Origin of the sequence: Pedobacter alpinus (genome assembly GCF_042684645.1) — a bacterium.
Lineage (GTDB): Bacteria > Bacteroidota > Bacteroidia > Sphingobacteriales > Sphingobacteriaceae > Pseudopedobacter > Pseudopedobacter alpinus.
In genome coordinates this window covers 23,270-49,063 of sequence record NZ_JBHULV010000053.1, presented here as the reverse complement: position 1 = coordinate 49,063, position 25,794 = coordinate 23,270, and the positions used below count along the sequence as shown (strand labels likewise).

At 33.6% G+C, this 25,794-nt stretch carries 21 protein-coding genes; 14 read left to right on the top strand and 7 right to left on the bottom strand.

Annotation, left to right across the window (positions count from 1 at the left end):
- The first annotated feature begins 88 nt into the window (after positions 1–88).
- The 4 genes from ACFSSE_RS16990 (at position 89) to ACFSSE_RS16975 (ending at position 6,225) form a co-directional block, all read left to right on the top strand.
- Complete coding sequence (locus ACFSSE_RS16990; protein WP_379044261.1) at positions 89–553, top strand: ribosome maturation factor RimP; 465 nt, start codon at positions 89–91, stop codon at positions 551–553.
- A 33-nt stretch (positions 554–586) separates the two neighbouring features.
- Positions 587–1,822, top strand: coding sequence for a transcription termination factor NusA (gene nusA / locus ACFSSE_RS16985; RefSeq protein WP_379044264.1), 1,236 nt, complete (start codon positions 587–589; stop codon positions 1,820–1,822).
- 62 nt (positions 1,823–1,884) lie between these two features.
- Positions 1,885–4,983 carry a translation initiation factor IF-2 gene (gene infB, locus ACFSSE_RS16980; protein WP_379044267.1) on the top strand — a complete coding sequence of 1,033 codons (3,099 nt, stop codon included), beginning with the start codon at positions 1,885–1,887 and terminating at the stop codon, positions 4,981–4,983.
- Positions 4,984–5,427: 444 nt separating this feature from the next.
- On the top strand, positions 5,428–6,225 hold the full coding sequence (locus ACFSSE_RS16975; RefSeq protein ID WP_379044270.1) for a toxin-antitoxin system YwqK family antitoxin: 798 nt from the start codon (positions 5,428–5,430) through the stop codon (positions 6,223–6,225).
- Between the two features lie 231 nt (positions 6,226–6,456).
- Here ACFSSE_RS16975 and ACFSSE_RS16970 read toward each other — a convergent pair whose 3' ends face one another.
- From ACFSSE_RS16970 to ACFSSE_RS16960, 3 genes are all read right to left on the bottom strand, one after another.
- A complete protein-coding gene (locus ACFSSE_RS16970; protein ID WP_379044273.1) occupies positions 6,457–6,792 on the bottom strand; it encodes a hypothetical protein in 336 nt (111 codons plus the stop codon).
- A 171-nt stretch (positions 6,793–6,963) separates the two neighbouring features.
- Positions 6,964–7,917, bottom strand: a complete 954-nt coding sequence (locus ACFSSE_RS16965) for an FKBP-type peptidyl-prolyl cis-trans isomerase (RefSeq protein WP_379044276.1) — start codon at positions 7,915–7,917, stop codon at positions 6,964–6,966.
- 292 nt (positions 7,918–8,209) lie between these two features.
- Positions 8,210–9,220, bottom strand: coding sequence for a DHH family phosphoesterase (locus ACFSSE_RS16960; RefSeq protein ID WP_379044279.1), 1,011 nt, complete (start codon positions 9,218–9,220; stop codon positions 8,210–8,212).
- Positions 9,221–9,327: 107 nt separating this feature from the next.
- Between ACFSSE_RS16960 and ACFSSE_RS16955 the strand changes: the two genes are divergently transcribed.
- Positions 9,328–9,747 (top strand): nucleoside-diphosphate kinase, encoded by a 420-nt coding sequence (locus ACFSSE_RS16955; protein WP_379044282.1) that lies wholly within the window; start codon positions 9,328–9,330, stop codon positions 9,745–9,747.
- 154 nt (positions 9,748–9,901) lie between these two features.
- Here ACFSSE_RS16955 and ACFSSE_RS16950 read toward each other — a convergent pair whose 3' ends face one another.
- Positions 9,902–11,383, bottom strand: coding sequence for a phytoene desaturase family protein (locus ACFSSE_RS16950; RefSeq protein ID WP_379044284.1), 1,482 nt, complete (start codon positions 11,381–11,383; stop codon positions 9,902–9,904).
- 98 nt (positions 11,384–11,481) lie between these two features.
- Between ACFSSE_RS16950 and ACFSSE_RS16945 the strand changes: the two genes are divergently transcribed.
- From ACFSSE_RS16945 to ACFSSE_RS16930, 4 genes are read left to right on the top strand one after another with little or no spacing between them, the layout of a single operon-like run.
- Positions 11,482–12,315: a phytoene/squalene synthase family protein gene (locus ACFSSE_RS16945; RefSeq protein ID WP_379044287.1), complete on the top strand. Its 834-nt coding sequence runs from the start codon at positions 11,482–11,484 to the stop codon at positions 12,313–12,315.
- A 41-nt stretch (positions 12,316–12,356) separates the two neighbouring features.
- Positions 12,357–12,884: a hypothetical protein gene (locus tag ACFSSE_RS16940; RefSeq protein ID WP_379044290.1), complete on the top strand. Its 528-nt coding sequence runs from the start codon at positions 12,357–12,359 to the stop codon at positions 12,882–12,884.
- Positions 12,885–13,583, top strand: a complete 699-nt coding sequence (locus ACFSSE_RS16935) for a lycopene cyclase domain-containing protein (protein ID WP_379044293.1) — start codon at positions 12,885–12,887, stop codon at positions 13,581–13,583. It begins immediately after the preceding gene.
- Entirely contained in the window at positions 13,564–13,803 is a 240-nt protein-coding gene (locus tag ACFSSE_RS16930) for a cytochrome b5 domain-containing protein (protein WP_379044296.1), read from the top strand. Before ACFSSE_RS16935 ends, ACFSSE_RS16930 begins: the two co-directional genes overlap by 20 nt.
- Positions 13,804–13,921: 118 nt before the next feature.
- Here ACFSSE_RS16930 and hppD read toward each other — a convergent pair whose 3' ends face one another.
- From hppD to ACFSSE_RS16915, 3 genes are all read right to left on the bottom strand, one after another.
- Positions 13,922–15,025, bottom strand: coding sequence for a 4-hydroxyphenylpyruvate dioxygenase (hppD, locus tag ACFSSE_RS16925; protein WP_379044299.1), 1,104 nt, complete (start codon positions 15,023–15,025; stop codon positions 13,922–13,924).
- 131 nt (positions 15,026–15,156) lie between these two features.
- Entirely contained in the window at positions 15,157–16,314 is a 1,158-nt protein-coding gene (locus tag ACFSSE_RS16920) for a homogentisate 1,2-dioxygenase (RefSeq protein ID WP_379044302.1), read from the bottom strand.
- A 246-nt stretch (positions 16,315–16,560) separates the two neighbouring features.
- On the bottom strand, positions 16,561–17,553 hold the full coding sequence (locus ACFSSE_RS16915) for a LacI family DNA-binding transcriptional regulator (RefSeq protein WP_379101037.1): 993 nt from the start codon (positions 17,551–17,553) through the stop codon (positions 16,561–16,563).
- Positions 17,554–17,720: 167 nt separating this feature from the next.
- Here ACFSSE_RS16915 and ACFSSE_RS16910 point away from each other — a divergent pair, with 167 nt between their 5' ends.
- The 5 genes from ACFSSE_RS16910 (at position 17,721) to ACFSSE_RS16890 (ending at position 25,770) form a co-directional block, all read left to right on the top strand.
- Positions 17,721–20,345 carry a TonB-dependent receptor domain-containing protein gene (locus ACFSSE_RS16910; protein ID WP_379044308.1) on the top strand — a complete coding sequence of 875 codons (2,625 nt, stop codon included), beginning with the start codon at positions 17,721–17,723 and terminating at the stop codon, positions 20,343–20,345.
- Positions 20,346–20,522: 177 nt separating this feature from the next.
- Positions 20,523–22,382, top strand: coding sequence for a glycoside hydrolase 100 family protein (locus ACFSSE_RS16905; protein WP_379101034.1), 1,860 nt, complete (start codon positions 20,523–20,525; stop codon positions 22,380–22,382).
- Positions 22,383–22,400: 18 nt separating this feature from the next.
- The gene (locus ACFSSE_RS16900) at positions 22,401–23,708 is read left to right on the top strand and encodes an MFS transporter (RefSeq protein ID WP_379044314.1); all 1,308 of its coding nucleotides are present in this window, start codon (positions 22,401–22,403) and stop codon (positions 23,706–23,708) included.
- Positions 23,709–23,879: 171 nt separating this feature from the next.
- Positions 23,880–24,893: a fumarylacetoacetate hydrolase family protein gene (locus ACFSSE_RS16895; protein WP_379044317.1), complete on the top strand. Its 1,014-nt coding sequence runs from the start codon at positions 23,880–23,882 to the stop codon at positions 24,891–24,893.
- Complete coding sequence (locus ACFSSE_RS16890; protein WP_379044319.1) at positions 24,880–25,770, top strand: flavin reductase family protein; 891 nt, start codon at positions 24,880–24,882, stop codon at positions 25,768–25,770. The genes ACFSSE_RS16895 and ACFSSE_RS16890 overlap by 14 nt, the downstream gene beginning before the upstream one ends.
- Positions 25,771–25,794: the final 24 nt, after the last annotated feature.

Sequence of the window (25,794 nt, the reverse complement as noted above, 5' to 3'; positions counted from 1 at the left end):
TTGAAATTAAATAAATTTTTGCTACATTTGCATTGATTCGAAAGAGGGGGCGATAGTCCCCTCTTTCTATTTAATAAAAAACAGCAGAATGAATATAGAAAAGAGAGTTAGGGATCTGGTAGAAGAAAAAATAGCAGACAGGCCTGATCTTTTTATAGTAGAGTTGAAAGTAGTGAATAACCTAAAAGTTATTATCCTTTTAGATGGAGATAACGGAGTTGGTATTCATGATTGCGCCGCAGTAAGCAGGCATGTTGGTTTTCATTTAGAAGAAGAAAACATTATTGATAGTGCGTACACTTTAGAAGTAGGATCTCCAGGACTAGACATCCCGTTAAAAACAGACCGTCAGTTGCAAAAAAATGTTGGTAGGTTAATAGAAATAAAGTTTAACGATGGTAAAAATACCGAAGGTAATTTAATTTCGGCATCAGCAGAAGAAATAACCATTATGGAAGTGGTTAAAGAAAAAGGAAAAAAAGCAAAACAAGCAGAAAGAAGTATTAATAAAAATGAAATTTCCGAAATAAAAGTAGGAGTATCATTCAAGTAAAGCATTATTTTAGAAAAATATCAATGATAAAAAATGAGCAGTATTAATTTAATCGATTCATTTCAGGAGTTTAAAGACTTCAAGAATATTGACAGGCCAACAGTAATTAGTGTACTGGAAGAAGTTTTTCGCAGTATGTTGCGCAAGCGATTTGGAACTGATGAAAATTGCGATATAATTGTGAATCCAGATAACGGGGATTTAGAGATTTGGAGAACTAGAACTGTAATGGAAGATGGTTTTTCTGAAGATGATGATTTAGAAATTGAGTTATTAGAGGTTCATAAAATAGACCCAGATTTAGAAGTTGGTGACGATTTTATTGAGCAAATTACCTTAGAGAGCTTTGGAAGAAGAGCGATCTTAGCTGCCCGTCAAACTTTGGTTTCTAAAATTTTAGAATTAGAAAAAGACGAAATTTTCAAAAATTACAAAGATAGAGTAGGTGAAATTGTAACAGGCGAAGTTTATCAAGTTTGGAAAAAAGAAACTTTAGTACTTGATGATGAAGGTAACGAATTGATTTTGCCAAAAACAGAACAAATTCCTGCTGATTATTTCAAAAAGGGAGATTCTGTTAGAGCGGTTGTTTATAAAGTAGAAATGCTAAATAGCAATCCTCGTATTATTATTTCGCGTACAGCACCAGAATTTTTGCAACGCTTATTTGAGTTAGAAGTGCCAGAAATTTTTGATGGTTTAATTACAATCAAAAATATAGTGCGTGAGCCAGGTGAAAGGGCAAAAGTAGCGGTAGAATCTTATGATGATAGAATTGACCCAGTTGGCGCTTGCGTTGGTATGAAAGGTTCTAGAATACATGGTATTGTAAGAGAATTAAGAAATGAAAATATTGATGTAATAAATTTTACTAGCAATATTTCTTTGTATATACAAAGAGCATTATCTCCAGCAAAAATCACTTCTATTAAATTAGATGATGAAACAATGAGGGCTGCGGTTTATTTAAAACCAGACCAAGTTTCATTAGCTATTGGACGTGGTGGACACAACATTAAACTGGCAGGAAAATTGACCGGTTATGAAATTGATGTGTACAGAGAATCAAATGAAGAAGAAGAAGATGTTGATTTAGAAGAATTCTCAGATGAAATTGAGGGTTGGATAATTGACGAATTTAAGAAGATAGGTTTAGATACTGCTAAGAGTGTAATTGCTTTAACAGTTACAGAATTAGTGAAACGTACCGATTTAGAAGAAGAAACAGTAGAAGAAGTTCTAGGAATTTTACGTTCTGAGTTCGAATAATTGCGGTTTTGATTAACTAAACGTACTTTTGTTTTAATAATAGGTAAGAAAGAGAACAATAAATGTCAGAAGACAAAAATTTAGGAATATTAAAAGTTGCGAAAGAACTAAATATTGGTTTGGGCACAATAGCTGATTTTTTAAATGGTAAAGGCTTTTCAGTAGAAGCTAGGCCAAATACTAAGCTGACCAACGATATGTACAGTACACTTTTGAAAGAGTATCAAGGAGATAAAATACTTAAGGAAGAGGCAAAAAGCATCGTTATCGGGAAAATTCGTCGCGAAGACGCAAATACCGTTATTGAAACCAATGATGTTATTACAAGTCCGGTGAATAATAATAGAGAAGAACCAGAAGAGATTTTAATTAAAAATACTGGTTTTGCTGCGCCTGCTCCAAAAATTGAAAGTATTCCAGAAATTCCCGCAGCTAATCCGGTTAAGGAAACTACAAGTGCGCCAGAAACAACAACTCCTGGGGTTAAAATTGTAGGTAAAATTGATTTGGATAGCCTAAATTCAAGAACTCGTCCTGATAAAAAAGCTAAAGAAGCACCTGTTGTTGAAACTCCAAAAGCACCGATAGTTGAACAAAAAAAGGAAGAGCCTAAAGTTGCTGAGGTTGAAACACCTAAAGCACCTATGGAAGAAACCTTAAAAGAAGAGCCACTAAAAGAGGTTAAAGAAGAAGCAAAAGTAATTGCAGAAACACCAAAGTTAGAAGTTCCTAAAGTTGAACCCCCTACTGAGGCGTTAAAACCTGCTGAAAATATAAAATTGGAAGTGAAGGAAGCACCTTTACCTCCTCAACTGAAACCTGTAGAAGCTGCTGCTCCTAATCCTACATCGGCACCAGAAGAAGATGACGATGTAATTAGAGCAAAAGCAAAACAACTTACGGGCCCTAAAGTAATTGGTAGAATTGAACTTCCTGTTAATAGGAAAAAAGATCAACCAGTTGCATCTTCATCAAATCCAAATACTGCTGATAATAAACGCAAACGTAAGCGTAAGCCAACAGTTGGCGGAACTGGTGGTAGTGGAGTAGGAAGACCAAATCAACCAGGGACTGGCACACCAAACCCAAACCAAGGTGGTAACCATCCTCATAGAGCAGGTGGTCCAAATTCAGGTGGTGCAGGTGGAAATCATCCTAATAATAGAAATGCAAATCCAAATACTGGCGGTGATAAAGGCGGAAGACCTCCACATAAAAGAGGCCAACCAGTACCTCCAAAAGCAGAACCAACTGAAAAAGAAATTCAAGATCAAATTAAGGCAACACTTGCCAGATTAAGTGGTGCCGGAAAATCTGGAAAATTTGCTCAGCGTTCCAAATTAAGAAGACAAAAACGTGATGATGTTGCAGCTAACACTGAAGAAAGATTAGCAGCAGAAGAAATGGACGCTAAATTGTTGAAAACAACAGAATTTGTTACAGCAAATGAATTAGCAACCATGATGGAGGTTTCTGTAACCGAAGTTATAGCAACTTGTATGAGCTTAGGTTTATTTGTATCTATTAACCAGAGGTTAGATGCTGAAACTTTAACTATTGTTGCTGACGAATTTGGATATGAAATTCAATTTGTTGGTGCAGAGGAAGAAGAGATAAACTTAGAAGAGACGGATGAAGAAGCTGATATGATTTCACGTTCTCCAATTGTTACGGTAATGGGTCACGTAGATCATGGTAAAACATCTTTGTTAGATTTTGTACGTAAAGCAAATGTGATTTCTGGTGAAGCCGGAGGTATTACACAGCATATTGGAGCTTACGAAGTAATGGTAGATGGCGATAAGAGTATTACATTCTTGGATACTCCTGGTCACGAAGCCTTTACAGCAATGAGAGCCCGTGGTGCTAAAGTAACAGACGTTGCAATTATTGTAATTGCAGCAGATGATACCGTGATGCCACAAACTACAGAAGCAATTAATCACGCTTTGGCAGCTAACTTACCAATGGTATTTGCTTTCAATAAAATGGATAAACCAGGAGCAAATCCTGACAAAATTCGTGAGCAATTATCGGCAATGAACATATTGGTTGAAGAGTGGGGTGGTAAATACCAAACTCAAGAAATTTCTGCTAAATCTGGTTTAAACATCGATAAATTATTAGAAAAAGTATTGCTTGAAGCAGAATTATTAGAGCTAAAAGCTAATCCAAATAAAAGAGCTGTTGGTACTGTAATTGAAGCACAATTAGATAAAGGTAGAGGTTATGTTGCTACTGTTTTAGTTGAAGCCGGAACATTAAAAGTAGGAGATCCTATACTTGCTGGTTCATACAGTGGTAGAGTAAAAGCTTTATATAATGAAAGAGGTGCAAGGGTTGAACAAGTAGGGCCAGCACAACCAGTACAGGTTTTAGGCTTTGCAGGTGCACCACAAGCAGGTGATCGTTTTAACGGAGTAGAAAGTGAGCCAGAAGCAAGAGAAATTGCGAACAAACGTTTACAGTTACAAAGAGAACAAGGTTTACGTACGCAGAAACATATTACCTTGGATGAAATTGGTCGTCGTTTGGCTATTGGTAACTTTAAAGAGCTTAACATCATTATTAAAGGTGACGTGGATGGTTCTGTTGAAGCATTATCAGATTCATTACAAAAATTATCTACAGAAGAAATTCAGGTTAAAATTGTTCACAAAGCAGTTGGTCCAATTTCAGAATCAGATGTATTGTTAGCTACAGCTTCAGATGCCATTATTATTGGTTTCCAAGTACGTCCATCAGCAGGTGCTCGTAAATTAGCCGAAACAGAAGAGATTGACGTAAGGTTATACTCTATTATATACAAAGCTATTGACGAGATTAAAGCGGCAATGGAAGGTATGTTGGCACCAGAATTTGAAGAGAAAATTATTGCTAACGTAGAAATTAGAGAGACTTTCAAAATCACTAAAGTTGGAACCATTGCTGGTTGTATGGTGTTAGATGGTACTATTAACAGAAATAGTAAAATCAGAATTATACGTGAAGGCGTGGTTGTTTACACAGGCGAGCTAGAATCTCTTAAACGTTTCAAAGATGATGTTAAAGAAGTTAATAGAGGTTACGAGTGTGGTTTGAACATTAAAGGTTACAACGATATTCAGGTAGGTGACATTGTTGAAGCTTATGAACAAGTAGAAGTTAAGCGTAAATTATAATCTTATAAATTATTATAGATATCAAAATCCTCGGTTTTTTAAATCGGGGATTTTTTTGTTTTGGAGGTTTTTTTTCATTTTGTTGGGATTTAGTTTTTATGTTTATATTTAATAAATTAAGCATAAGGCTATTGAAATAGTTGTGAATTGAAAGGATACTCTAACATTTCGGACAGAGTCCTCGGTTTTCATAAGCCATTTAAGTGATTCTATCGGAACACTTAAATGAGCAAGGTGCGTCAATTGTAAAGACTCATGTACTGGAAAATGTTGATTACACTCATAGAATGAAAGTAATCGGCCATCACGTTGATCTTGTCCGAAAAGATAAGGTATTTATGAAGAAGCAGGAAGAAGAAATGGGAATAACTTTAATAATTGGGGTAAGCTTCTCCAGTTACTATTTATGGAAATTGAATTTTATAATTTTTAAGAAAGTAAGTCATGAAAATTAGATTTTACTTATATATAGTTGGTTTTATTGGATTAATTATAATATTATTAAATCAAAAGCCTAACATCCAAAAAATGTATTTTACTCTGTTTAATAAAACTGGAACAACGTCTACTTATAAAGAAGATGGTGAAATTTTAAATTTTACAAATGGTAAATTAGTTTTTAAAGGAAATCTTGAAAACGGAAAGGTTGAAGGTTTGGTTGTGTATTATTTTGAAAATGGAAAAGTTAAAACCAAAATGAATTTCCATGAGGGTAGAGCTAACGGAAAGACAATTAAATATTTTGAAAATGGAAATATTGAACATGTCTCTAACTGGAAGAATGGCAAGCGATATGGTGAGGTTGTTTTTTACTCCGAAGATGGAAAATTGATTGGTTACAACGTATTTGATATAACACAAACTCCATTTTATGGATGTGATTACACTCCTTCCAATGATGTTAAGCCTGATGAAGGAAGTCTATTGGTTAGTTTAAATATCTTTTCATTTGATATACTGACAGATTCTACCGAGATTTTACAGTATCAGAATAAATATAAAAATATAAAGGATTTATTTATTACAGTTGCTACTCCACCAAAAGCAAGTTTGAAGCTTAATATACAGATTAATAATAAAGAAGTTAGAGGGTTTAAAATAGTTAATAATACAATAAGAGTACCCGATGCTTTTCTTAACGAAGGGAAGTATCATGTTAATATCGTGAGTAAATTATTTAATAAAGATAATATAGCAATAGATTCATTGATTTCTGGAACTTCATTTTCGAAAATGGAATAAGTAATTCGCTTACTGGTTTAAGTGTTCGCTTTTATAGCGAACACTTAAATCTATTTAGAAAATTCAGGACTCAATCCAGCGTTAAATAATAATTCTAAAAAAAGTTTTATTTTTATTTATGGCAACACGTACCGATTTGGAGATAATGAAAATGCCCATTTTGTAACGTTCTCCGTCGTGAATTTGTTAGATGTTTTAATAGAGAAAATTATAACAGATTTTAAAAAATAACTACCAACTTATTGGAGGTCTTAGAAACACTATAGGTTTTGGAAATGTATCAAAACCAAAATTTTGATAATAAAACGTCTTTCTTAAATCTATTAATAAATTAGGATGAGAAGTTACCGGAGTAAAGAAAATAGTCTTATTAGGGTTCATTTTACTCAATCTTGAAGATATAAATCCATACATCGGAATATTGTATTTTAGGCTTTGATTCCGTTTAGATGTTTTTTTTGCTTTGTCGGCGGCTTTCTTTTTAGCAAAACCAGAGACAGGTAAATCTTGACCGTTAATTGCTCCTACAGAAAAAAGAAATATTAATCCGAGTATAAATTTTTTCATATCCAATTATAATTAAGGTTTAAATTTAAAGATTTTTATTCTTGATTTAATATCATAACAATAAAATAAATTTTTCTAAGTTAACACTAAACAAAACTTAACAATCTCTTAAAACAACAAAACCCTTCCAAATTAATGAAAGGGTTCTGCTTTATATGTAAACTCTAATTGTTATGGTGCAACTGGTGCTGGTGGAGGAGTAGCTGCGTTTGTTTTAATTACATCTACTAATTCTAGTTCAAAAACTAATGGTGTAAACGGACCAATCATTCCACCTTGCATACCTTGCTCACCGTAAGCTAAGTTAGAAGGGATAAGAACTGTTGCTTTACCACCTTTTTTCATTTTTAAAACACCTTCGTCAAAACCAGGGATAACATTTCCTTTACCAATAATTAAACTTAGTGGAGTATAAGGTGCTCTTGCTGGGTTAAAAATGTTAGCTTTTTTAGCATCAGCTTCAACGCTACTGTCAAATACCTTACCTGATAATAATTTACCAGTGTAATTAACTACTACGCTATCTCCAACAACAGGTTGTACACCTTTACCTTCAATAGTAGTAACAACTTGTAAACCTGAAGGCAATTTTTCTGCTTTCAATTTATTGTCATCAACGTACTTTTGTATGTTAGTTACTTCTGCACCTTTAGCTTTATCGCCTTCGGCTTTAAAATAAGCTTCAATTTTGCTTTGGAAAGCTTGTTGGTTAGCAGTGTCTTTGTGAATTACTTCTTCAATTTTAACGGTGTAAATCACATATTTACCTTTAATTCCAGCTGGTTTAGGTTGTCCTTTTGCTTCGGCAGAATCTAAATCAATTTTAATTGTTGCACTATCACCTTTGTTTAACATTTTAATTGCGTAAAACAAATCACCATCGTAAACTGGTTTTGGTACAAAAGTTTGAGACGCTCTACCTAACTCATAAGAGTTGTATAATACAGAATCTCCATCCGTTTTAGCTACAATATTTAAGCTAATAAAATCGCCATCAGCGATTGAATCGCCTTTTACATCGTCATGTATACTGTAAAGTAAACCAGCAGGGCCTTTTTTAAATCCTCCGTTACAAGCTGCAAATCCTAATGCCGCAACTGTTAAAATTAATAATCCTTTTTTCATTCCTTATCTATTGTTTTTTAATTGCATTCAAGAATCCCTAAATGGGATGTTTTCATTCCTTATCTATTGTTTTTTAATCGCATTCAAGAATCCCTTAATTGGGATGTTTTCATTCCTTATCTATAGTTTTTTAATTGCATTTTTTTTTAGTCCATTGTCCGCAGTCGATAGTCCATTGCCTGGATTGCTCAATTGGGATTTAATTTTTCTTTAATAATCAGTTAACTGGTACTAAAATTTATTTTTACTACTTACTACTTACTACTTACTACTTACCACTTACTACTCAAACTTATTGCATCAACAAATTCTTATACTCTGGCAATATAGCTTTAAACTGTTCAATTACATTTTCAAAAGTATCTTCAGATTGTCCACCGGCTGCATTTCTGTGCCCGCCACCGCTAAAGTATTTCTTACAAATTTCATTTGCTGGGAAAGTACCAATAGATCTTAATGATAGTTTAACTTTATCTTTCCTTTCTACAATAAAAGCTGCTAATTTAATACCTGATATTGATAAAGCATAATTTACAACACCTTCAGTTTCGCCTGTTTGAATATCAAATTTAGCAATATCCTCTTTGCTTACGGTAATTAGCGCAGTATTAAACTCTCTAAAAACCTCTAACTTATTACTTAAACAGTAACCTAAAAACTTTAAACGTCCTTCTGTAGCGTTATCATAAACTTGTTGGTGTATTCTCCAATTTTCCGCACCTGCATCAATTAAAGAAGCTACAATACGGTGTAAATTTGCAGTAACATTTGGGAAACGGAATGAGCCAGAATCTGTCATAACACCTGTATATAAACAAGTAGCAACATCTTTATTAATTAAGGTAGCATCATCAAGTGAGTTTGCTATAAAATCATAAATTAATTCGGCAGTAGCGCAAGCGTTAATGTTCCAATGTCTAAAATCATCAAAACCTTCAGGTTCTAAATGATGATCTATCATAACTTTTATTCCACCAGCTTTTCTAACCTCATCACCTAATTCGTTAATTCTACTTAAAGTGTTAAAATCTAAACAAAATATAATATCAGCTTCGGCAACTAAAACTTTACTTTCAGTTTCTTTTTCTGTGTAAATTATTACTTCGGGATTGTTAGGTAGCCATTGTAGAAAATAAGGGTAATCTGTTGGAGATACCACTTTAACATAATGCCCTTTTTGAATCAAATAGTTGTACAAACCTAAAGACGAACCCATTGCATCGCCATCAGGCTTGTGATGAGTAGTAATTACAATTTTGCAAGGTTGTGCTAACTTTTCCTTTAAGGTATTTAAATCAATCATTTATAGTAATAAGTGTGCGAAGTTAAGCAAATCATCTGAAAATTATATCAATACTTTTTGTTATGATTTTAAAAGCCTATTTTTGCATCAATTTTAAAAATATAACGATGACAACTAATAGAACTTTTACAATGATTAAGCCTGATGCAGTAGCTAATGGCCACATTGGAGCAATTTTAAATGATATTACAGCAGCTGGTTTCAAAATAGTTGCTATGAAATACACTCAGTTATCAGCAGAAAAAGCAGGTGAATTTTATGCGGTGCATAAAGAACGTGGTTTTTATGGAGATTTAGTAAGCTTTATGTCTTCTGGACCAATTGTAGCCGCTATTTTAGAAAAAGATAACGCTATTGAAGATTTTAGAAAATTAATTGGTGCTACTAATCCAGCTGAAGCTGCTGAAGGGACTATCCGTCAGAAATATGCAAAATCAATTGATGCTAATGCAGTTCACGGATCTGATTCTGATGAGAACGCACAGATTGAAGGAAGTTTTTACTTCACTGCTTTCGAACGTTTCTAGTAAAATTAACTTCATAAAAAAGTCCTTTGAATTTTATTCAAGGGACTTTTTTTTGCATTCAAATTAATAATTATCGTTTAGTTTTTCGACTTTTGCTTACAGCTTTAAGTCTTCTGTTTTCAGCTTTCCACCTTTTGCTTACAGCCTTCTACCTTCAGCTTGTTAATAATTTATCTGCTTCAGTAGCTACCACTTGTCCAGATATAATTGCAGGTGGCACTCCCGGTCCTGGTACAGTTAACTGCCCGGTAAATAACAAATTCTTGATTTTTTTAGCCCGCATTGCAGGTTTAAAAAACGCAGTTTGCGAAAGCGTATTTGCTAAACCGTAAGCATTTCCTTTATAAGAATGATAATCAGAAGTAAAATCATTCATGGCGTAACCTCTTTTTATAATTTCATGCCCACGTATGGTTTGCCCAGTAATTTTCTCAAACCTATCCATCATTAACTGGTAGTATTTTTCTCTTAATTCTTCTGTATCCTCTAGTCCGGGAGCTAAAGGAATCAAGAAGAATAAATTTTCTTGCCCAATAGGAGCAGCATCAGCGTCAGTTTTACTTACACAAGAAACATAAAATAAAGGTTTTGAAGGCCATTGTGGTTCTATATAAATCTCTTTAGCATGTTGATCTAAATCTTCATCAAAGAATAAATTATGATGCTCTATACCTTCAATTTTTTTATCTAAACCAATGTAATATAATAAAGAAGATGGCGACATTATTCTTTTGTCCCAATATTTTTCATCATAATTTCTGTATTTTTTTTCAATTAGGTTTTGTTCTATAAAATGATAATCACCAGCAGCAATAACAAAATCTGTTAGTAAAATTTCTTTATCTGTTTCCAAACTTTTAGCAACCCCATTTTCAATATTAATTTTTTTAACCTCTGTATTTAAAATAAATTTAACATTGTTATCCGTAGCTACATTTACCATGGCTTTCACAATTTCGTACATGCCGCCAATAGGAAACCAAGTTCCCATCGCCAAATCGGCATGGTTCATTAAGCTATACATAGCGGGTATTTTTTGTGCGGTAGCACCTAAGAATAAAACTGGAAATTCTAAAAGTTGTATCAGTTTAGGATTAGTAAAATATTGCCTTACATGCTTGCTCATGGGTTTTAGCATGTGTATGCGCAAACTTTCCAACATCAATCTTATATCAATAAACTCGGTAATACTGTGCGATGGTCTAAAAACATAATCGCCCATAGCGGTTTTATATTTGTAGGCAGCTTGTTCCATAAATTTTTTCAAACCTATTGCACTACCTGCTTCAAAACTTTCAAACAAAGCTTCTAATTCCTGCATATTGGCAGGGATATTTATAAAATCATCTTTCCCAAAATAAACTCTATACCCAGGGTCTAATCTCTTTAAATCGTAAAAGTCGCTTACTTTCTTCCCGAAAAGGGCAAAATAATTTTCAAAAACATCTGGCATCCAGTACCAACTTGGACCCATGTCAAAAGTAAAACCTTCACTTTTCCATAGCCTAGCTCGGCCACCAGGCTGCTCATTTTTCTCTATAATGGTAACATCATAACCCTTTTTTGCTAAAACAGCTGCAGCTGCTAAACCAGAAAAACCTGAACCTATGATGTGAATTTGTTTTTTTTGCTGCATATTCACTTATAATTTTAAAATTAGCTATTTTGTTTGGTGCAATTGAAAACAAAAGCAATAAAAAAAGCGTATTTTAATTAAATTTATTTTAAACATCTATGAATCTATACAATCAAACTTGTTTTGAATGCAGTAAAGTCATTACTAATAAATACAGCACTTCCTTTAGTTTGGGCATTAAAGCTTTCTCTAAAGAACTTCAATATCCTATTTATGCAGTTTATGGTTTTGTAAGATATGCAGATGAGATTGTTGATACTTTTCATGATAAGGATAAAGCTTATTTAATTGCGAAATTTAGAGCAGATACAAAGGAAGCCATTGCAACAAAAATTAGTTTAAACCCGGTTTTGCATGCTTTTCAAGAAGTTGTAAATACTTACAATATCACTTTTGATATGATTGATGCTTTTCTGAAGTCTATGGAAATGGATTTGGATAAAACCAGCTATACCGATGCCAGTTATCAAGAATATATTTATGGATCTGCAGAAGTAGTTGGTTTAATGTGTTTAAAGATTTTTTGTAAAGGCGATGAAAACCAATACCAAGCTTTATTACCTCAAGCAAGAAGATTAGGTGCAGCATTCCAGAAAATTAATTTTTTGCGAGATATTAAATCAGATTATGATGAAAGAGGGCGTACATATTTCCCGAAAGTAGATTTTAAGAGATTTTCTGAAAAAGATAAAAAAGAGATTGAAGAAGATATTAAAGCCGATTTTGACGATGCTTTACTAGGAATAAAAAAATTGCCAAGTGGAGCTAAATTGGGCGTTTATATTGCTTATACCTATTATTTGCAATTGTTTAAAAAAATAAAAAATACATCTGCAGCTACAATTTCTGATAAAAGAATAAGAGTTTCTGATTCACATAAGCTATTTTTGATGGCTCAAGCGCTAATTAAAAATAAATTAAACTATGTATAGATAATTTTCGTTTGTTAACCTATATAACGAATTTTAAAATAATGAAAACACTTTTTATAAGTATACTGATTTTAATAAGCTCTTTAGCAAATGTGAATGCAAGAGATATGGATCAAATAAGAAAAGATTATATTGAAGCTATTGCAGATAGCGATGTTGCCGATAAACTATGTCAACGATTAGAAGATATTAAAAATCCTGATGCATTAATGCTAGCTTACTTAGGTTCTGTGCAAGCCATTAAAGGCAAACACGCTTGGAATCCGGTAAATAAAATGAGCTACTTAAAACAAGGTTTTGCAACTATAGATAAAGCCGTTGCAAAGGATGGTAACCAATTAGAGGTGCGTTTTTTAAGATTTAGTTTACAGTATTATGTGCCATCTTTTTTAGGATACAGTAAAAACCTAATTAATGATAAAAACAAAATTGTTTCTATTCTTAGAACTACAGAACCTACCGCTTTAAAAGTGGACAAAGAGATTCTTAAAAATATGGTTAATTTTATGATTGACAGTAAAAAGTGTAATAATCAAGAGATTGCTGTATTAAAAAAGATTTTGGCTTAAATGGATAAAACTTATACCTACTTACTAATTAATATTGCTACTATCTTTTTTCCTTTAGTTTTATCTTTTGATAAAAAAGTAGCTTTTTATAAAAGTTGGAAACATATTTTTCCTGGTTTATTATTAACTGGGCTTTTGTATTTAGTTTGGGATTATGTTTTTACAATAAAAAACGTTTGGTCTTTTAATGATGATTATATCTTGGGGATTAAATTTTTTGACCTCCCGTTAGAAGAAATACTGTTTTTTGTTACCGTACCGTTTGCCTGCATTTTTATTTACGAATGTTTAATATGCTATTTTAAGTTAAACATAAACGCCAAATTAGTTAGATTAATTACTGTGTTTTTATTGGCGCTTAGCTTAGTATTAGCAGTTTTATTCGCTTCCAGATTATATAGTATTATTAACTTTTTAACACTAGCAGTAATTTTGTTATATACCTTAACAAAACCAACAGCATTAGATATGGGTAAGTTTTATGCGGCTTATGCAGTTTCTTTACTCCCTTTTTATATAGTGAATGGCATATTAACTTCAATTCCAATTGTCAGTTATGATAACACCCAAAACATGGGTTTTAGGGTAGGTACAATTCCTTTTGAGGATCATTTTTACTCCATGTCGTTAATTTTATTGAATTTGATTTTCTTTGAATACTTTAGAAGCAAAAAACAGAATGGAAAACTTGCTGCCTAAATACACCAAATCTCAATTAGCTTTACGTAATGGACAAGATAAACCACAAATTTGGGTAGCTTATTTGGGTAATATTTACGATGTTACAGATAGCAGATTATGGAGAAATGGTAAGCATTATGAACATTGGGCTGGACAAGATTTAACCGACGAGTTAAAAGATGCGCCACACAATCCTTCAGTTTTTAAGAAGTTTGAGGTAATTGGGGTTTTAATTTAGTTTTAGTAAAATGAGTTCATTGGTTCATTAGTAAAAAAGCTCATTAGTTGAAATTGTTAATAGAACAGTTAATTAAAAAAAGGAGTAAGCATTTTAAACACTTACTCCATAAAATCCTTTATAAATTCCCTCTTAAATCTTGCTCTCTTTCAATAGCTTCAAATAAGGCTTTAAAATTACCTGCTCCAAAAGATTGCGCTCCTTTACGTTGTATTATCTCAAAGAAAACGGTTGGCCTGTCTTGTAAAGGTTTGGTAAATATTTGTAATAGATAACCTTCTTCATCTCTATCAACTAAAATTTTCAATTCTTTAAGCGGAGCAATATCTTCATCAATTTTACCCACACGATTTAATAAATCATCGTAGTAAGAATCTGGAGTATCTAAAAATTCAATTCCTTTAGCTTTTAATTGCCTTACTGTTTTTATAATATCTGCGGTAGCAATGGCGACATGTTGAACACCTTCACCTTCGTAAAAATCAAGGTATTCTTCTATCTGCGATTTCTTTTTACCTAGAGCCGGTTCGTTTATTGGAAATTTTACATAGCCATTCCCATTACTCATCACTTTACTCATTAAAGCAGAGTATTCTGTAGAAATAGCTTTATCATCAAATGTGAGTATATTTTTAAACCCCATAGTGTCTTCATAAAACTTTACCCATTTATTCATTTGGTGCCAGCCTACATTTCCAACACAATGGTCAACGTATAACAAACCCATATCATCTGGCTCATATTCCGAATGGTACGGCTCAAATCCAGGTAAAAACAAGCCCGAATAATTTTTTCTCTCTATAAAAAGGTGAATAGTTTCTCCGTAGGTATAAATTCCACTTCGCTTAATTTCACCGTTTTCATCGCTTAAAGTTTCGGGTTCTAAAAAAGACCTTGCACCACGTTTTACTGTTTCTTCATAAGCTTTATAGGCATCATCCACCCAAAGTGCTAAAACTTTTACGCCATCGCCATGTTTTAAAACATGATGAGCGACTGGATGGTTAGAGCGTAAAGCTGAGGTTAATACAAAGCGAATTTTGCCTTGCTGAATCATGTATGATGCTGTTTCCTTAACGCCAGTTTCTGGGCCGGCATAAGCCACACTCTGAAAACCAAAAGCAGTTTTATAAAAGTGAGCCGCCTGTTTAGCGTTACCTACATAAAATTCTATATAATCTGTCCCGTTTATAGGGAGAAAATCGTTTTTTTCGTCAGTCATTTTGTTTTTTTAAAAAGTCCGCAGTCTATTGTCAGAAGTCCGCAGGCTGGGTTGTAACTTATTTTGTTTATTAAAGTTGCTTTTTTGCTATAAACTTTTCGCCTTTAGCTTTCAGCCTTTAGCTTTCAGCTTTAGCTCATCCAGCTTTTATAATAATCAGGATCTTCAATTGCTAAAGCATCTTCTGTTAACATTAACGGGCTAAAAGGATCAATCATCACTGCCAATTCCTTTGTTGCTTCTTGGCCTATAGATTTTTCTACCGTTCCTGGGTGTGGACCATGTGGTATGCCTCCGGGATGTAATGTTATTTGTCCTCTCTCTACAGATTTACGGCTCATAAAATCACCATCTACATAGTATAAAACTTCGTCACTATCTACATTTGAGTGATTGTAAGGTGCCGGAATAGATAGCGGATGGTAATCGTATTTACGAGGAACAAAAGAACAGACCACAAAATTGTGTGCTTCAAAAGTTTGGTGTACTGGAGGTGGTTGGTGCAAACGACCAGTTATCGGTTCAAAATTATGGATAGAAAACGCCCAAGGATAATGAAAACCGTCCCAACCTACAAAATCAAAAGGGTGTGTTCCGTAAGTGTAGGGATAAATTAAACCTTGTTTCTTAATTAGAATTTTAAAGTCGCCATGGTCATCATGAGTTTCTAAATTCTCTGGTATTTTTATGTCACGTTCACAATAAGGAGAATGTTCTAAAAGTTGTCCGTTCTCGTTTCTGTATCGTTTTGGCGCTTTAATTGGGCTAAAACTTTCAACAATAAATAACCTGTTTTTATCATCGTTAAAATGGATTTGATAAATCACCCCCCGAGGGACAATTAAATAATCTCCATATTCGAAGTTGATATTACCATAACCAGTTTTTAAAACTCCCGAGCCTTCATGAATAAAAATCATCTCATCAGCCATGGTGTTTTTGTAAAAATAGTCTGTCATAGAATTTCTTGGCGCAGCCAAAGAAATATGCAAATCAGCATTAATTAAAATAGGTTTACGACTTTTTAAAAAATCATCTTCTGGCTTGATTTTAAAACCTATTAAGCTGGTGTGCTTTAGGTGTTTTTCTCTTGCGATTTTGGGTTCTACAGAATACGCTTCTCCTAATTCTTTTACAATAGTAGGTGCGTGGCAATGATAAACCAAAGAGTAGTTGCTAGAAAAACCTTCGGTAGAGACCAGCTCTTCGGCATAAAGCTCACCATTAGGTTTACGAAATTGGGTATGTCTTTTAGGAGGAATTACTCCTAATTTATGATAAAATGGCATAGTAAAATCGGTTTTAATAAAAATAACGATTTAAAAATAAAAAGCTTGTAATAGATTGATAGTTAGCGCTATCAATGGATGGGGATTAAACAGAATATTGGGCAAAAACAATTTTAGCCACCATTGCAAAGCGGAATTTAGCAAGTACTCCCGAAGAAATTAATCTAAGATGCTGTAAGTTTTGCAATGTTATGTTTTTTGGTTAAATACGAATATAATGATTTTATTTTTTAGTAATAGCAGCAATCATAAAGAACCTCCTTTAATAAGGACCGAATCAATTTCTAATTCTTGGGCATAAGAGTGGCCTGCCATACACTTCATCATTCTACTAAAAGCTAATTTACCAAGTTTAAAACCGCTGGTTTCTGCATACGCAATCTCTGGGTAGTATAATTGAGGTATAAAACCATCACTTATTGCTACAATGCTAAGCTGTGTTGGGATTTGTATGGTTAGTTTTTGCACCATTTTCATCACACCTGTTAAAATTTCATCACTCATACAAAAAACACCATCGGGTGGGTCTTTTTTAAAAGCCTCTGCGAATTTTATGCTTGCTTCTAAAGGGTTGTTTGCATGATCAATTCGTATATCAATTGAAATTGATTTTTTATCAGCAAAAGCTTTTATAACTTTTAGGCGCTTTTTTGTAATGGAAAGATTATTATCACCAAATAAAGCAAGTATTTTTTTTCTCTTTTTATTTACCAAGGCCTCTATCGCTAATTCTGCGGCAGTTTCGTCTGCTACGCAAACTTTGTTACAAGCCTCAAAAGCAGGTACTTTATCAAAAAATATGATCGGAATTTCTTGATCTTCAACTTTAATAAAAGGTTTTATATCTGTAGTCTCAGAGGTAATGGCAACAAATATTCCTGCTACTCTACTTTGCTTGCAGCGTTTTAAGTTTTCTAATTCTATTAAAGGATCATTTACAGATTGCAAAATCATTAATGAATAACCATACCTTCTTGCTTCCTCTTCTAATGAGCTGATGAAAGAATGATAAAAATAATTAGAAATAGCAGGGACAATTACACCAAACTCTTTACTATTATTAGTGCGTAGGTTAATTGCGTAAGTGTTAGGCTCATATTCCAGTACGTTTGATAATTCTCTTACCTTGTTTTTGGTTTCTATAGAAATATCTGGATGATCTTTTAATGCTCGCGATACCGTAGAAATGCTCAGGTTTAGCATGTCTGCAAGTTTTTTTAAAGTAACATTTGGTCTCAATAGTTTAAGAATTTGATGTTTAAATATAGTAATTTTCCACAACAATCAATTTCGCAAACATTTTCGCAAACGTTTGCGTTGCTAAAGTGAATAAAATTAATAAATTCTAACGACGTTAGACTTACCTTAGATGTACCAATTATTAATTACAAATTAAACTAAAGAGCATGAAAAATTTATTACTAATTTTATTGTTGTTTTATGCAACAACTTCTTTCGGACAACAAACAGTTGTTTTAAAAGGAAAAATTACCGACGGAAATAACGAAACCCTACCCGGTGCAGCTGTAACTTGTGTAAATGTAAACAAAAGTGCCGTTACAGATTTAGATGGGAATTTTACCATTACGGGTGTACCCGCAACTAAAGGAATTAAAATTAAAGTAACCTATACTGGTTTTACCTCAGTTGAAAGAACATTAGATTTAAGTAGTGGTGCAATTTCTGATTTGCAAATTGTTTTAAAATCTGATCCATTGTCTTTAAATGAAGTAGTTGTAACAGGGGTAACTACTCCAGGATCTAAATTAACGAGTTCAGTTTCGGTTAGTTCTATTACTAGTGCAGATTTAGGTAAATCAGCACCGAGAACAACTGCCGAAATCTTTAAAACTATCCCTGGTATTCGTTCAGAATCTTCAGGAGGCGACGGTAATACTAATATTACGGTGCGTGGTGTGCCAATTTCTTCTGGCGGATCTAAATATTTACAATTACAAGAAGATGGTTTGCCAGTATTACAATTTGGTGATATTGCATTTGCAACTTCCGATATTTTTTTAAGAGCCGATCAGAGTGTTGCTAAAATCGAAGCAATTCGTGGGGGTTCTGCCTCTACTTTGGCAACAAACTCTCCAGCAGGTATCATTAATTTTATTAGTAAAACTGGAGCTGTAGAAGGCGGAAGCATTACTACAAACTTTGGTTTAGATTATCAAAACACCCGTACAGATTTTGATTTTGGAGCGCCAATAAGTGAAGGTTTATACTTTCATGTAGGTGGTTTTTACCGTGGTGGCGAAGGCCCAAGAACAACTGGTTATAACTCAAACAATGGTGGTCAGTTTAAAGCTAACTTAACTAAACAGTTTAAAAACGGTTATGCTAGAGTTTATATGAAATATTTAAACGATAGAGCAGCTGCTTATATGCCAATGCCGGTACAAGTTAGTGGCACAAATGCAGATCCTACTTTTTCTTCATTACCAGGATTTGACGCTAAAAACGGAGCAATACACAGCCCATATTTAATGCAAAATTTAGGTTTAGGTGTTGATGGTCAACTAAGAAGAAGCGATGTTTCTGATGGTATGCACCCGGTTTCATCTTCAATAGGTGCCGAGTTTCAGTTTGATTTAGATAATGGATGGAGTGTAGAAAACAGAGGAAGATTTTCTTTGAACTCTGGAAGATTTATAGCACCTTTTCCTGCACAAGTAGATACAAGAGCTAACGTTTTAGCTAGCATAGCAACGGCTACAAGCCGCGATTTAACTGGCGCCAGTTTAAAGTATGCTAATGATGGAGCCAATTATAATGGTACAAATGCCATGATTGTTCACATGTTTGATACTGAATTAAACAACTTTAACAATTTTGTAAACGATTTAAAAGTTAGAAAAACTATTGACAATGTAAACTTAACTTTTGGTTACTATAAATCTAACCAAAATATAGATATGTCATGGTTATGGAACTCTTATGTTTTAGATGTAAATGGTGTTGATGCTAAACCCTTAGATGTTGTTACATCTACCGGAACCAATATTAGTCAAAACGGATTATTTGCTTATGGAGTGCCAGTTTGGGGAAATCTACATAGAAGCTACAATGCTAAATATGATATTTCTGCTCCATATATGGCATTATCGTTCCCTGTTAATGATAAATTAAATGTTGATGCAAGTTTTAGATACGATTTTGGAAATGTAAGAGGTAATTATGCCGGAAATACACAAACTACTTTTGATGTAAACAACGATAACGTTATTTCTCCAAATGAGCAAAGTGTTTCTGCAATTGATTTAGCTAATCCAAAACCAATTAATTACAACTACAATTATGCATCTTACTCTGTTGGTGCAAACTATTTATTAGACGATGCAAAAGCAGTTTTTGCAAGATATAGTAAAGGTGCAGCAGCAAAAGCAGATCGTATTTTGTTTTCGCCTAATGTATTGGCAGATGGTAGTGCAAGGGGTGTAATTGATGAGATTACCCAAGCAGAATTAGGTTTCAAATATAAATACGAAAAAGGCGGAGTGTTTTTAACTGGTTTTTATGCCAGCACCAATGAAGCAGGTGGTTTTGAAGCTACTACACAACAAATTATCCAAAACGATTATAATTCTTACGGTTTAGAGTTAGAAGGTGTAATTAATTTAGCTAGAAACTTTGATTTAAGAGGTAGCTTAACTTATACACATGCCGAAATATCATCTGGTGCTAACAAAGGCAACAAACCAAGAAGACAAGCAGACGTAATTTTTAGCTTAATGCCTAGCTATAACTTTAAAAAGTTTTCTACTGGTGTAAGTATTATAGGTACAACTAAATCTTACGCTCAGGATAATAACCAATTGATATTGCCAGGTTATACAGTGGTTAGCCCTTACGTAAATTACAATTTAAGTAAAAGACTTACTGTTGCAGTTAATGCAAATAATTTATTCAATGCTTTTGGATTCACAGAATCTGAAGAAGGGTCAATTACTGATAATCAAATTAATATCATCAGAGCCAGATCAATTACCGGAAGAACTGTTGGCGGAAGCTTAACATTTACTTTCTAAACCACACAAAAGACGCTTTAACACACACTAGCGGTCTGAGAGTATCCTCCTCATCCTGATGTAAATTGGGATGAGAGATACTTCAGGTAACCAAAATGTGTCAAAGTATCTTTTAATCATTTGATAATCAATATTACAAGTTGTCATCTTCAACTTACTACACAAAATTTTAATGTTATGACACTATTGAACCAAAAAAATTCCATGGTAACCAAGGCTATAAAAATGCTAATGGATGCCTCTTCAGAACAAGGAATTAAGGCGTCTTTAGAGCAAACAGACAATTATAATAGAATTTGGGCCAGAGACACCGCAGTAGCTGCATTAGCCATTATAGCTCACCAAATTAAGCCACTTTACAAATCAATAAAGTCTTCTATTTATTCTTTGCAAAAGGCAGCTTCAGCAAAGGGGCAAATACCATCTAATGTTGCAATAAATGCAAACGGACAGATAGCTGGAGCAAGCTTTGGAGGCCCTGTGGGTAGAACAGATGCAGGTTTTTGGTGGGTTATTATGACAATACAATTGCTTAAGCAAGATGCAGATGAGGAATTAAAATCAACAGCTTATTTACAAGCAGGTACTATTTTTAAATTAGCTGATGCTTGGGAGTTTAATGGTAAAAACTTAATGTACTTACCCATGAGTAGTAATTGGGCCGATGAATATGTAACACATGGTTATGTTTTGTACGATCAGATTTTAAGATATTGGGCATTAGATATTGCGGGTAGCTATTACAACCGGGAAGATTGGAAAGAGAAAGCCTCTTTAATAAAAATAGCTATTAAAAAGCATTATCTTTTAGAAACCGATTTGGAAAATAGTCTTTACACTAAAGCTCAAATTAGAGAACTCGCTAATTTTGATTTGGAACATCAATTTATTGCTTCTTTTTCGCCGGGCGATAGGGTAGAAAGGTTTGACTGTTGGGCAGCAGGTTTATTGATGTTATTAAACATCCCTTCAAAAGAAAGTGCAAAAAAACTTGAATTAGCTAGCAAAAATATTTTTAATGCTACCTTAAAAAAAGGGATACCGGCATTTTATCCCTTAATTAAAGAAAACGATCCTTTATATCATTTTATAGAATTAAATCACAGCTATCACTTTAAAAACTACCCTGGGCATTTTCACAATGGTGGTATTTGGCCTGTTGTAAATGGCTTTTTAATTGCAGGTTTAAACCAACAAGGGTTTACAGAAACAGCCGAAACTTTACAACATACCATGATGCAAAATTTATCTCAAAATGATGAAACATTTCCTTTTGCAGAGTATTTTGATTTTGATAATGCAGCACCAGGTGGAGTTAAGAATTTATGTTATAGTGCCTCTGGTTACTTAATCGGACATCAATCAACATACGAAGCCGATGCTTTTAAAAATGAGCTCTTTGCAATACAAGTTAAAAGAGAAAAACTTGCGCAAATTATCCAAAAAAATGTTGCTGTAATTATAGATAAAATTGGATTAAATAAAGGAGATAAACTGGCAATTTCTATAGCTGGCGAATCTGGATGTGGAAAAACAACTTTAAGTAGAGCCATAAAAGAAGCCTTAGAAACAGAAGGAAAAAAAGTAGTCATTCTTCATCAAGACGAGTATTTTAATTTACCACCAAAACAAAATCATCAAGCCAGATTAAATGATTTTAGCCACATAGGCACTCATGAAGCAAAATTAGATTTATTAGATAAGCATATCCAAAAAATAAAAAGTTCTAATTCTCAAACTTTAAATATCCCACACATGGATTGGCTAACCGACGCAGAGGAAGATACATTGATAGATATTTTTGGGGTTGATTTAATAATTGCAGAGGGGACATATACTTCTTTACTTTGTCATGTAGATCAACGTATATTTATAAATACAACCTACCAAGATACACGTGAAAACAGAGCAAATAGAAATAGAGAAGAGCAAAGTGATTTTATAGAAAAAGTATTAAAAAAAGAAAGTAGTATTATTAGCAAACATCTTAGTTTAGCAGACATGGTACTCAATCAAAATTTTTCAATTGTATCTTAAACTTAAGCCACAGTTCACATGAAAATCCCTAAAATAAAACTTAGCTTTTGGCAAATTATAAACATGAATTTCGGCTTTTTTGGGCTGCAATATAGTTTCGGTTTACAACAGGCTAATATGAGTCCTATATATTCTTATTTAGGAGCCGAAGAAAGCAAATTGCCTTATTTATGGTTGGCAGGTCCAATTACAGGATTATTGATACAGCCAATTGTTGGTGCTTTAAGTGATAAAACTGTAACTAAATGGGGAAGGCGAAGACCCTACTTTTTAATTGGTGCCATATTATGTAGTATTTGTTTATTTATAATGCCATACAGCAGTTCTGTATGGATGGCAGCCAGTGTTTTATGGATTTTAGATGCAGCCAATAATATTACACAAGAACCTTATAGAGCTTTTGTGAGTGATAAATTGCGAAGCGAGCAACACGCAATGGGTTTTTTAACACAAAGCGCATTCACGGGTTTGGGTCAAACACTTTCCTATTTAACCCCCACTTTATTAATCTTTTTTGGGATTAGTAAAATGGCAGCTAATGACAATGGAATTCCAATTACTACAATGATTGCTTTTGTTATAGGCTCTGTAGTTTCTATTGGGTCAATTTTATGGACGTTAAAAAGTACAAAAGAAATTCCGCTTACTGCGGATGAGATAGCTGAAATCAAGGCTTCGCCCGTGGGGATTAAATCTACTTTTGCAGATATCTGGGGAGCTATAAAGGACATGCCTTTAACCATGCGACAAATGATACCGATGATGTTTTTTACTTGGTATGCCATGTTTATTTATTGGATTTATATCGCAAAAACACTTTCTCGTTCTGTTTTTGGGGCAACAGCTTCAAGTACCGAAGGCTTTAGAGATGCTGATATACTATCGGGGCAAATTGGTGCTTTTTATAATTTTATTGCTTTTGTATCTGCATTTGGTTTAGCTTGGTTAGCAAAAAGATACGGAGCGAAACATATTCATGCCATTTGCCTATCATTAGCAGGAGTAGGTTTGTTTGTTTTACCATATATAAGTAGCCCAATTCTAGTATTTATACCAATGGTAGGTATGGGTTTGTCTTGGGCAAGTATGATGGGAAATCCTTACGTAATTTTAGCAGGTAGCATTCCAGAAAAAAGAACGGGTGTTTACATGGGTATTTTTAATATGTTTATTGTAATACCAATGTTATTACAAAACGTTACCATGCCATTGTATTACGAAAGTTGGTTAAACAATAACCCCATCAATGCCATGAAATTGGCGGGTGTAATGTTGTTGTTAGGAGCTGTTTCTACACTTTTTATCCGAACAAAAAAAACAGTTTAGATTAATAAAAATTAGAAGGTTTAAAAGTTCTGAGACGATAGTCCTCAGAACTTTTTTTGTTTTTATATAACATTAGCCAATAAATTGATTACCTTAAATAGTTTTATAAAATTGCTTTTTTTAAATTCAAACAAAATTAACCAATCTAACTCAAATTAATTTTATTAAGTTATGAAACTAGTATCCTACAAAACAGAAGAAATGGAGCATTTAGGGATTTATCTGAGTGGTAAAATTTATAACCTAAACTCGCTAAACCATGTCATTCCTGATAACATGAATGAGTTTTTACGCGGAGGAGAAGCACTAATGGATGCTGCTCATGCGGTTTATAACGATTTAGTTTCTGGTAAAATAATAGCCAAACAAGAAATATTTTTTGAGTTATTGGCTCCAGTCCCTCATCCAACATCTTGCAGAGATGCTTATGCATTTAAACAACATGTGGCTACAGCTAGGAAGAACAGAAATGCGCCAATGGTAACAGAATTTGATGAATTTCCTGTGTTTTACTTCGCAAATCATAATTCAATAGTAGGAACGGGTGAGGTTAAAGTTATGCCAGATCATTTGCAGCAGTTAGATTTTGAGCTAGAAGTAGCGGTGGTTTTAAATAAAAAGGGAAGAAATATAAAAGCTAGTGATGCGGATGATTATATAGCGGGCTATATGATTATGAATGATTTTAGTGCGAGAACTTTGCAGTTGGAAGAAATGAAACTGAATTTAGGACCAGCAAAAGGTAAAGATTTTGCTACGGCTTTAGGTCCGTGGTTAGTTACTCCAAACGAACTAGAGCCGTACAGAGTTTTTACAAAAGAAGGTCATACAGGAAATAGTTATCAATTAGGCATGAAGTGCCGAGTTAATGGAAAAGAAGTTTCATCAGGTAATTTAGAAAGTATGGATTGGACATTTGCCGAAATTATAGAGCGTTGTGCTTACGGGGTAGATGTTTTACCCGGGGATGTAATTGGCTCTGGTACTGTAGGTACTGGTTGTTTTTTAGAATTAAACGGTTCAGCAATTTTAGAAGATCCAAACTTTACACCGCAATGGTTGCAAATAGGCGATATTATAGAATTAGAGATTACTGGTTTAGGTGTATTAAGTAATATTATAGTTGCCGAAGAAACAGATTTCTCTATTTTAGCACTTAAAAAAAATACAAATGTTGTCGCTTAAAGTATCAGATTTAACCAATACAGAAACTTATCAACTTTTAAGCGCCGCTGTGGCTCCTCGTCCTATTTGTTTTGCATCAACCATAGATAAAAAAGGAAATGTAAATTTAAGTCCGTTTAGTTTCTTTAATATGATGAGCTCAAACCCACCAATCTGTGTTTTTTCACCAGTACTAAGGGGTAGGGACGGAAGTTCTAAAAACACATTGGATAATATTTTAGAAGTGCCAGAAGTTGTGATCAATATTGTGAACTACAAAATGGTGCAACAAACTTCTTTGGCGAGTACAGAATACCCAAAAGGTATAAATGAATTTGTTAAGGCAGGATTTACCGAAATTGCTTCTGAAAATATTAAACCACCTCGTGTGAAAGAAGCTCCAGTTCAACTAGAGTGTAAAGTTAACCAAGTTATTCCTTTAGGGAAAGAAGGTGGTGCAGGAACCATTGTAGTTGCTGAGGTAATAATGATCCATATTGATGAAAGTGTTTTAGATGAAAATGGTAAAATTGATATATTTAAAATAGACCAAGTTGCCCGTTTGGGCGGCAATTGGTATAGCCGTATCACTCCAGAAAGCTTATTTGAGGTTGCAAAACCTTTATCAAAATTAGGGATAGGTATTGATGCTTTATCTGATGATATTAAAAATTCAAATATTTTAACAGGCAACCATTTGGGGCAATTGGCAAATGTGGAGCATTTACCAACAGCAGAAGAAGTAGAAGCGTTTGCAAAAAACATGGAGGTAAAAGAAATTTTAGATAGCACAATTGGCGATAATAAAACACGTACCACCCAATTGCATTTAAAAGCGGTTGTATGGTTGGATAAGGGTAGGGTAGAAGACGCTTGGAAATTGTTATTGCAAGATTGAGTTTTCAATAAAAGTATTATCTAA

What these genes read in the sequence shown, in the direction of transcription:
- ACFSSE_RS16990 (WP_379044261.1), top strand. Translation starts at nt 89, where the DNA reads ATGAATATAGAAAAGAGAGTTAGGGATCTGGTAGAAGAAAAAATAGCA.
- nusA (WP_379044264.1), top strand. Translation starts at nt 587, where the DNA reads ATGAGCAGTATTAATTTAATCGATTCATTTCAGGAGTTTAAAGACTTC.
- infB (WP_379044267.1), top strand. Translation starts at nt 1,885, where the DNA reads ATGTCAGAAGACAAAAATTTAGGAATATTAAAAGTTGCGAAAGAACTA.
- ACFSSE_RS16975 (WP_379044270.1), top strand. Translation starts at nt 5,428, where the DNA reads ATGAAAATTAGATTTTACTTATATATAGTTGGTTTTATTGGATTAATT.
- ACFSSE_RS16970 (WP_379044273.1), bottom strand. Translation starts at nt 6,792, where the DNA reads ATGAAAAAATTTATACTCGGATTAATATTTCTTTTTTCTGTAGGAGCA.
- ACFSSE_RS16965 (WP_379044276.1), bottom strand. Translation starts at nt 7,917, where the DNA reads ATGAAAAAAGGATTATTAATTTTAACAGTTGCGGCATTAGGATTTGCA.
- ACFSSE_RS16960 (WP_379044279.1), bottom strand. Translation starts at nt 9,220, where the DNA reads ATGATTGATTTAAATACCTTAAAGGAAAAGTTAGCACAACCTTGCAAA.
- ACFSSE_RS16955 (WP_379044282.1), top strand. Translation starts at nt 9,328, where the DNA reads ATGACAACTAATAGAACTTTTACAATGATTAAGCCTGATGCAGTAGCT.
- ACFSSE_RS16950 (WP_379044284.1), bottom strand. Translation starts at nt 11,383, where the DNA reads ATGCAGCAAAAAAAACAAATTCACATCATAGGTTCAGGTTTTTCTGGT.
- ACFSSE_RS16945 (WP_379044287.1), top strand. Translation starts at nt 11,482, where the DNA reads ATGAATCTATACAATCAAACTTGTTTTGAATGCAGTAAAGTCATTACT.
- ACFSSE_RS16940 (WP_379044290.1), top strand. Translation starts at nt 12,357, where the DNA reads ATGAAAACACTTTTTATAAGTATACTGATTTTAATAAGCTCTTTAGCA.
- ACFSSE_RS16935 (WP_379044293.1), top strand. Translation starts at nt 12,885, where the DNA reads ATGGATAAAACTTATACCTACTTACTAATTAATATTGCTACTATCTTT.
- ACFSSE_RS16930 (WP_379044296.1), top strand. Translation starts at nt 13,564, where the DNA reads ATGGAAAACTTGCTGCCTAAATACACCAAATCTCAATTAGCTTTACGT.
- hppD (WP_379044299.1), bottom strand. Translation starts at nt 15,025, where the DNA reads ATGACTGACGAAAAAAACGATTTTCTCCCTATAAACGGGACAGATTAT.
- ACFSSE_RS16920 (WP_379044302.1), bottom strand. Translation starts at nt 16,314, where the DNA reads ATGCCATTTTATCATAAATTAGGAGTAATTCCTCCTAAAAGACATACC.
- ACFSSE_RS16910 (WP_379044308.1), top strand. Translation starts at nt 17,721, where the DNA reads ATGAAAAATTTATTACTAATTTTATTGTTGTTTTATGCAACAACTTCT.
- ACFSSE_RS16905 (WP_379101034.1), top strand. Translation starts at nt 20,523, where the DNA reads ATGACACTATTGAACCAAAAAAATTCCATGGTAACCAAGGCTATAAAA.
- ACFSSE_RS16900 (WP_379044314.1), top strand. Translation starts at nt 22,401, where the DNA reads ATGAAAATCCCTAAAATAAAACTTAGCTTTTGGCAAATTATAAACATG.
- ACFSSE_RS16895 (WP_379044317.1), top strand. Translation starts at nt 23,880, where the DNA reads ATGAAACTAGTATCCTACAAAACAGAAGAAATGGAGCATTTAGGGATT.
- ACFSSE_RS16890 (WP_379044319.1), top strand. Translation starts at nt 24,880, where the DNA reads ATGTTGTCGCTTAAAGTATCAGATTTAACCAATACAGAAACTTATCAA.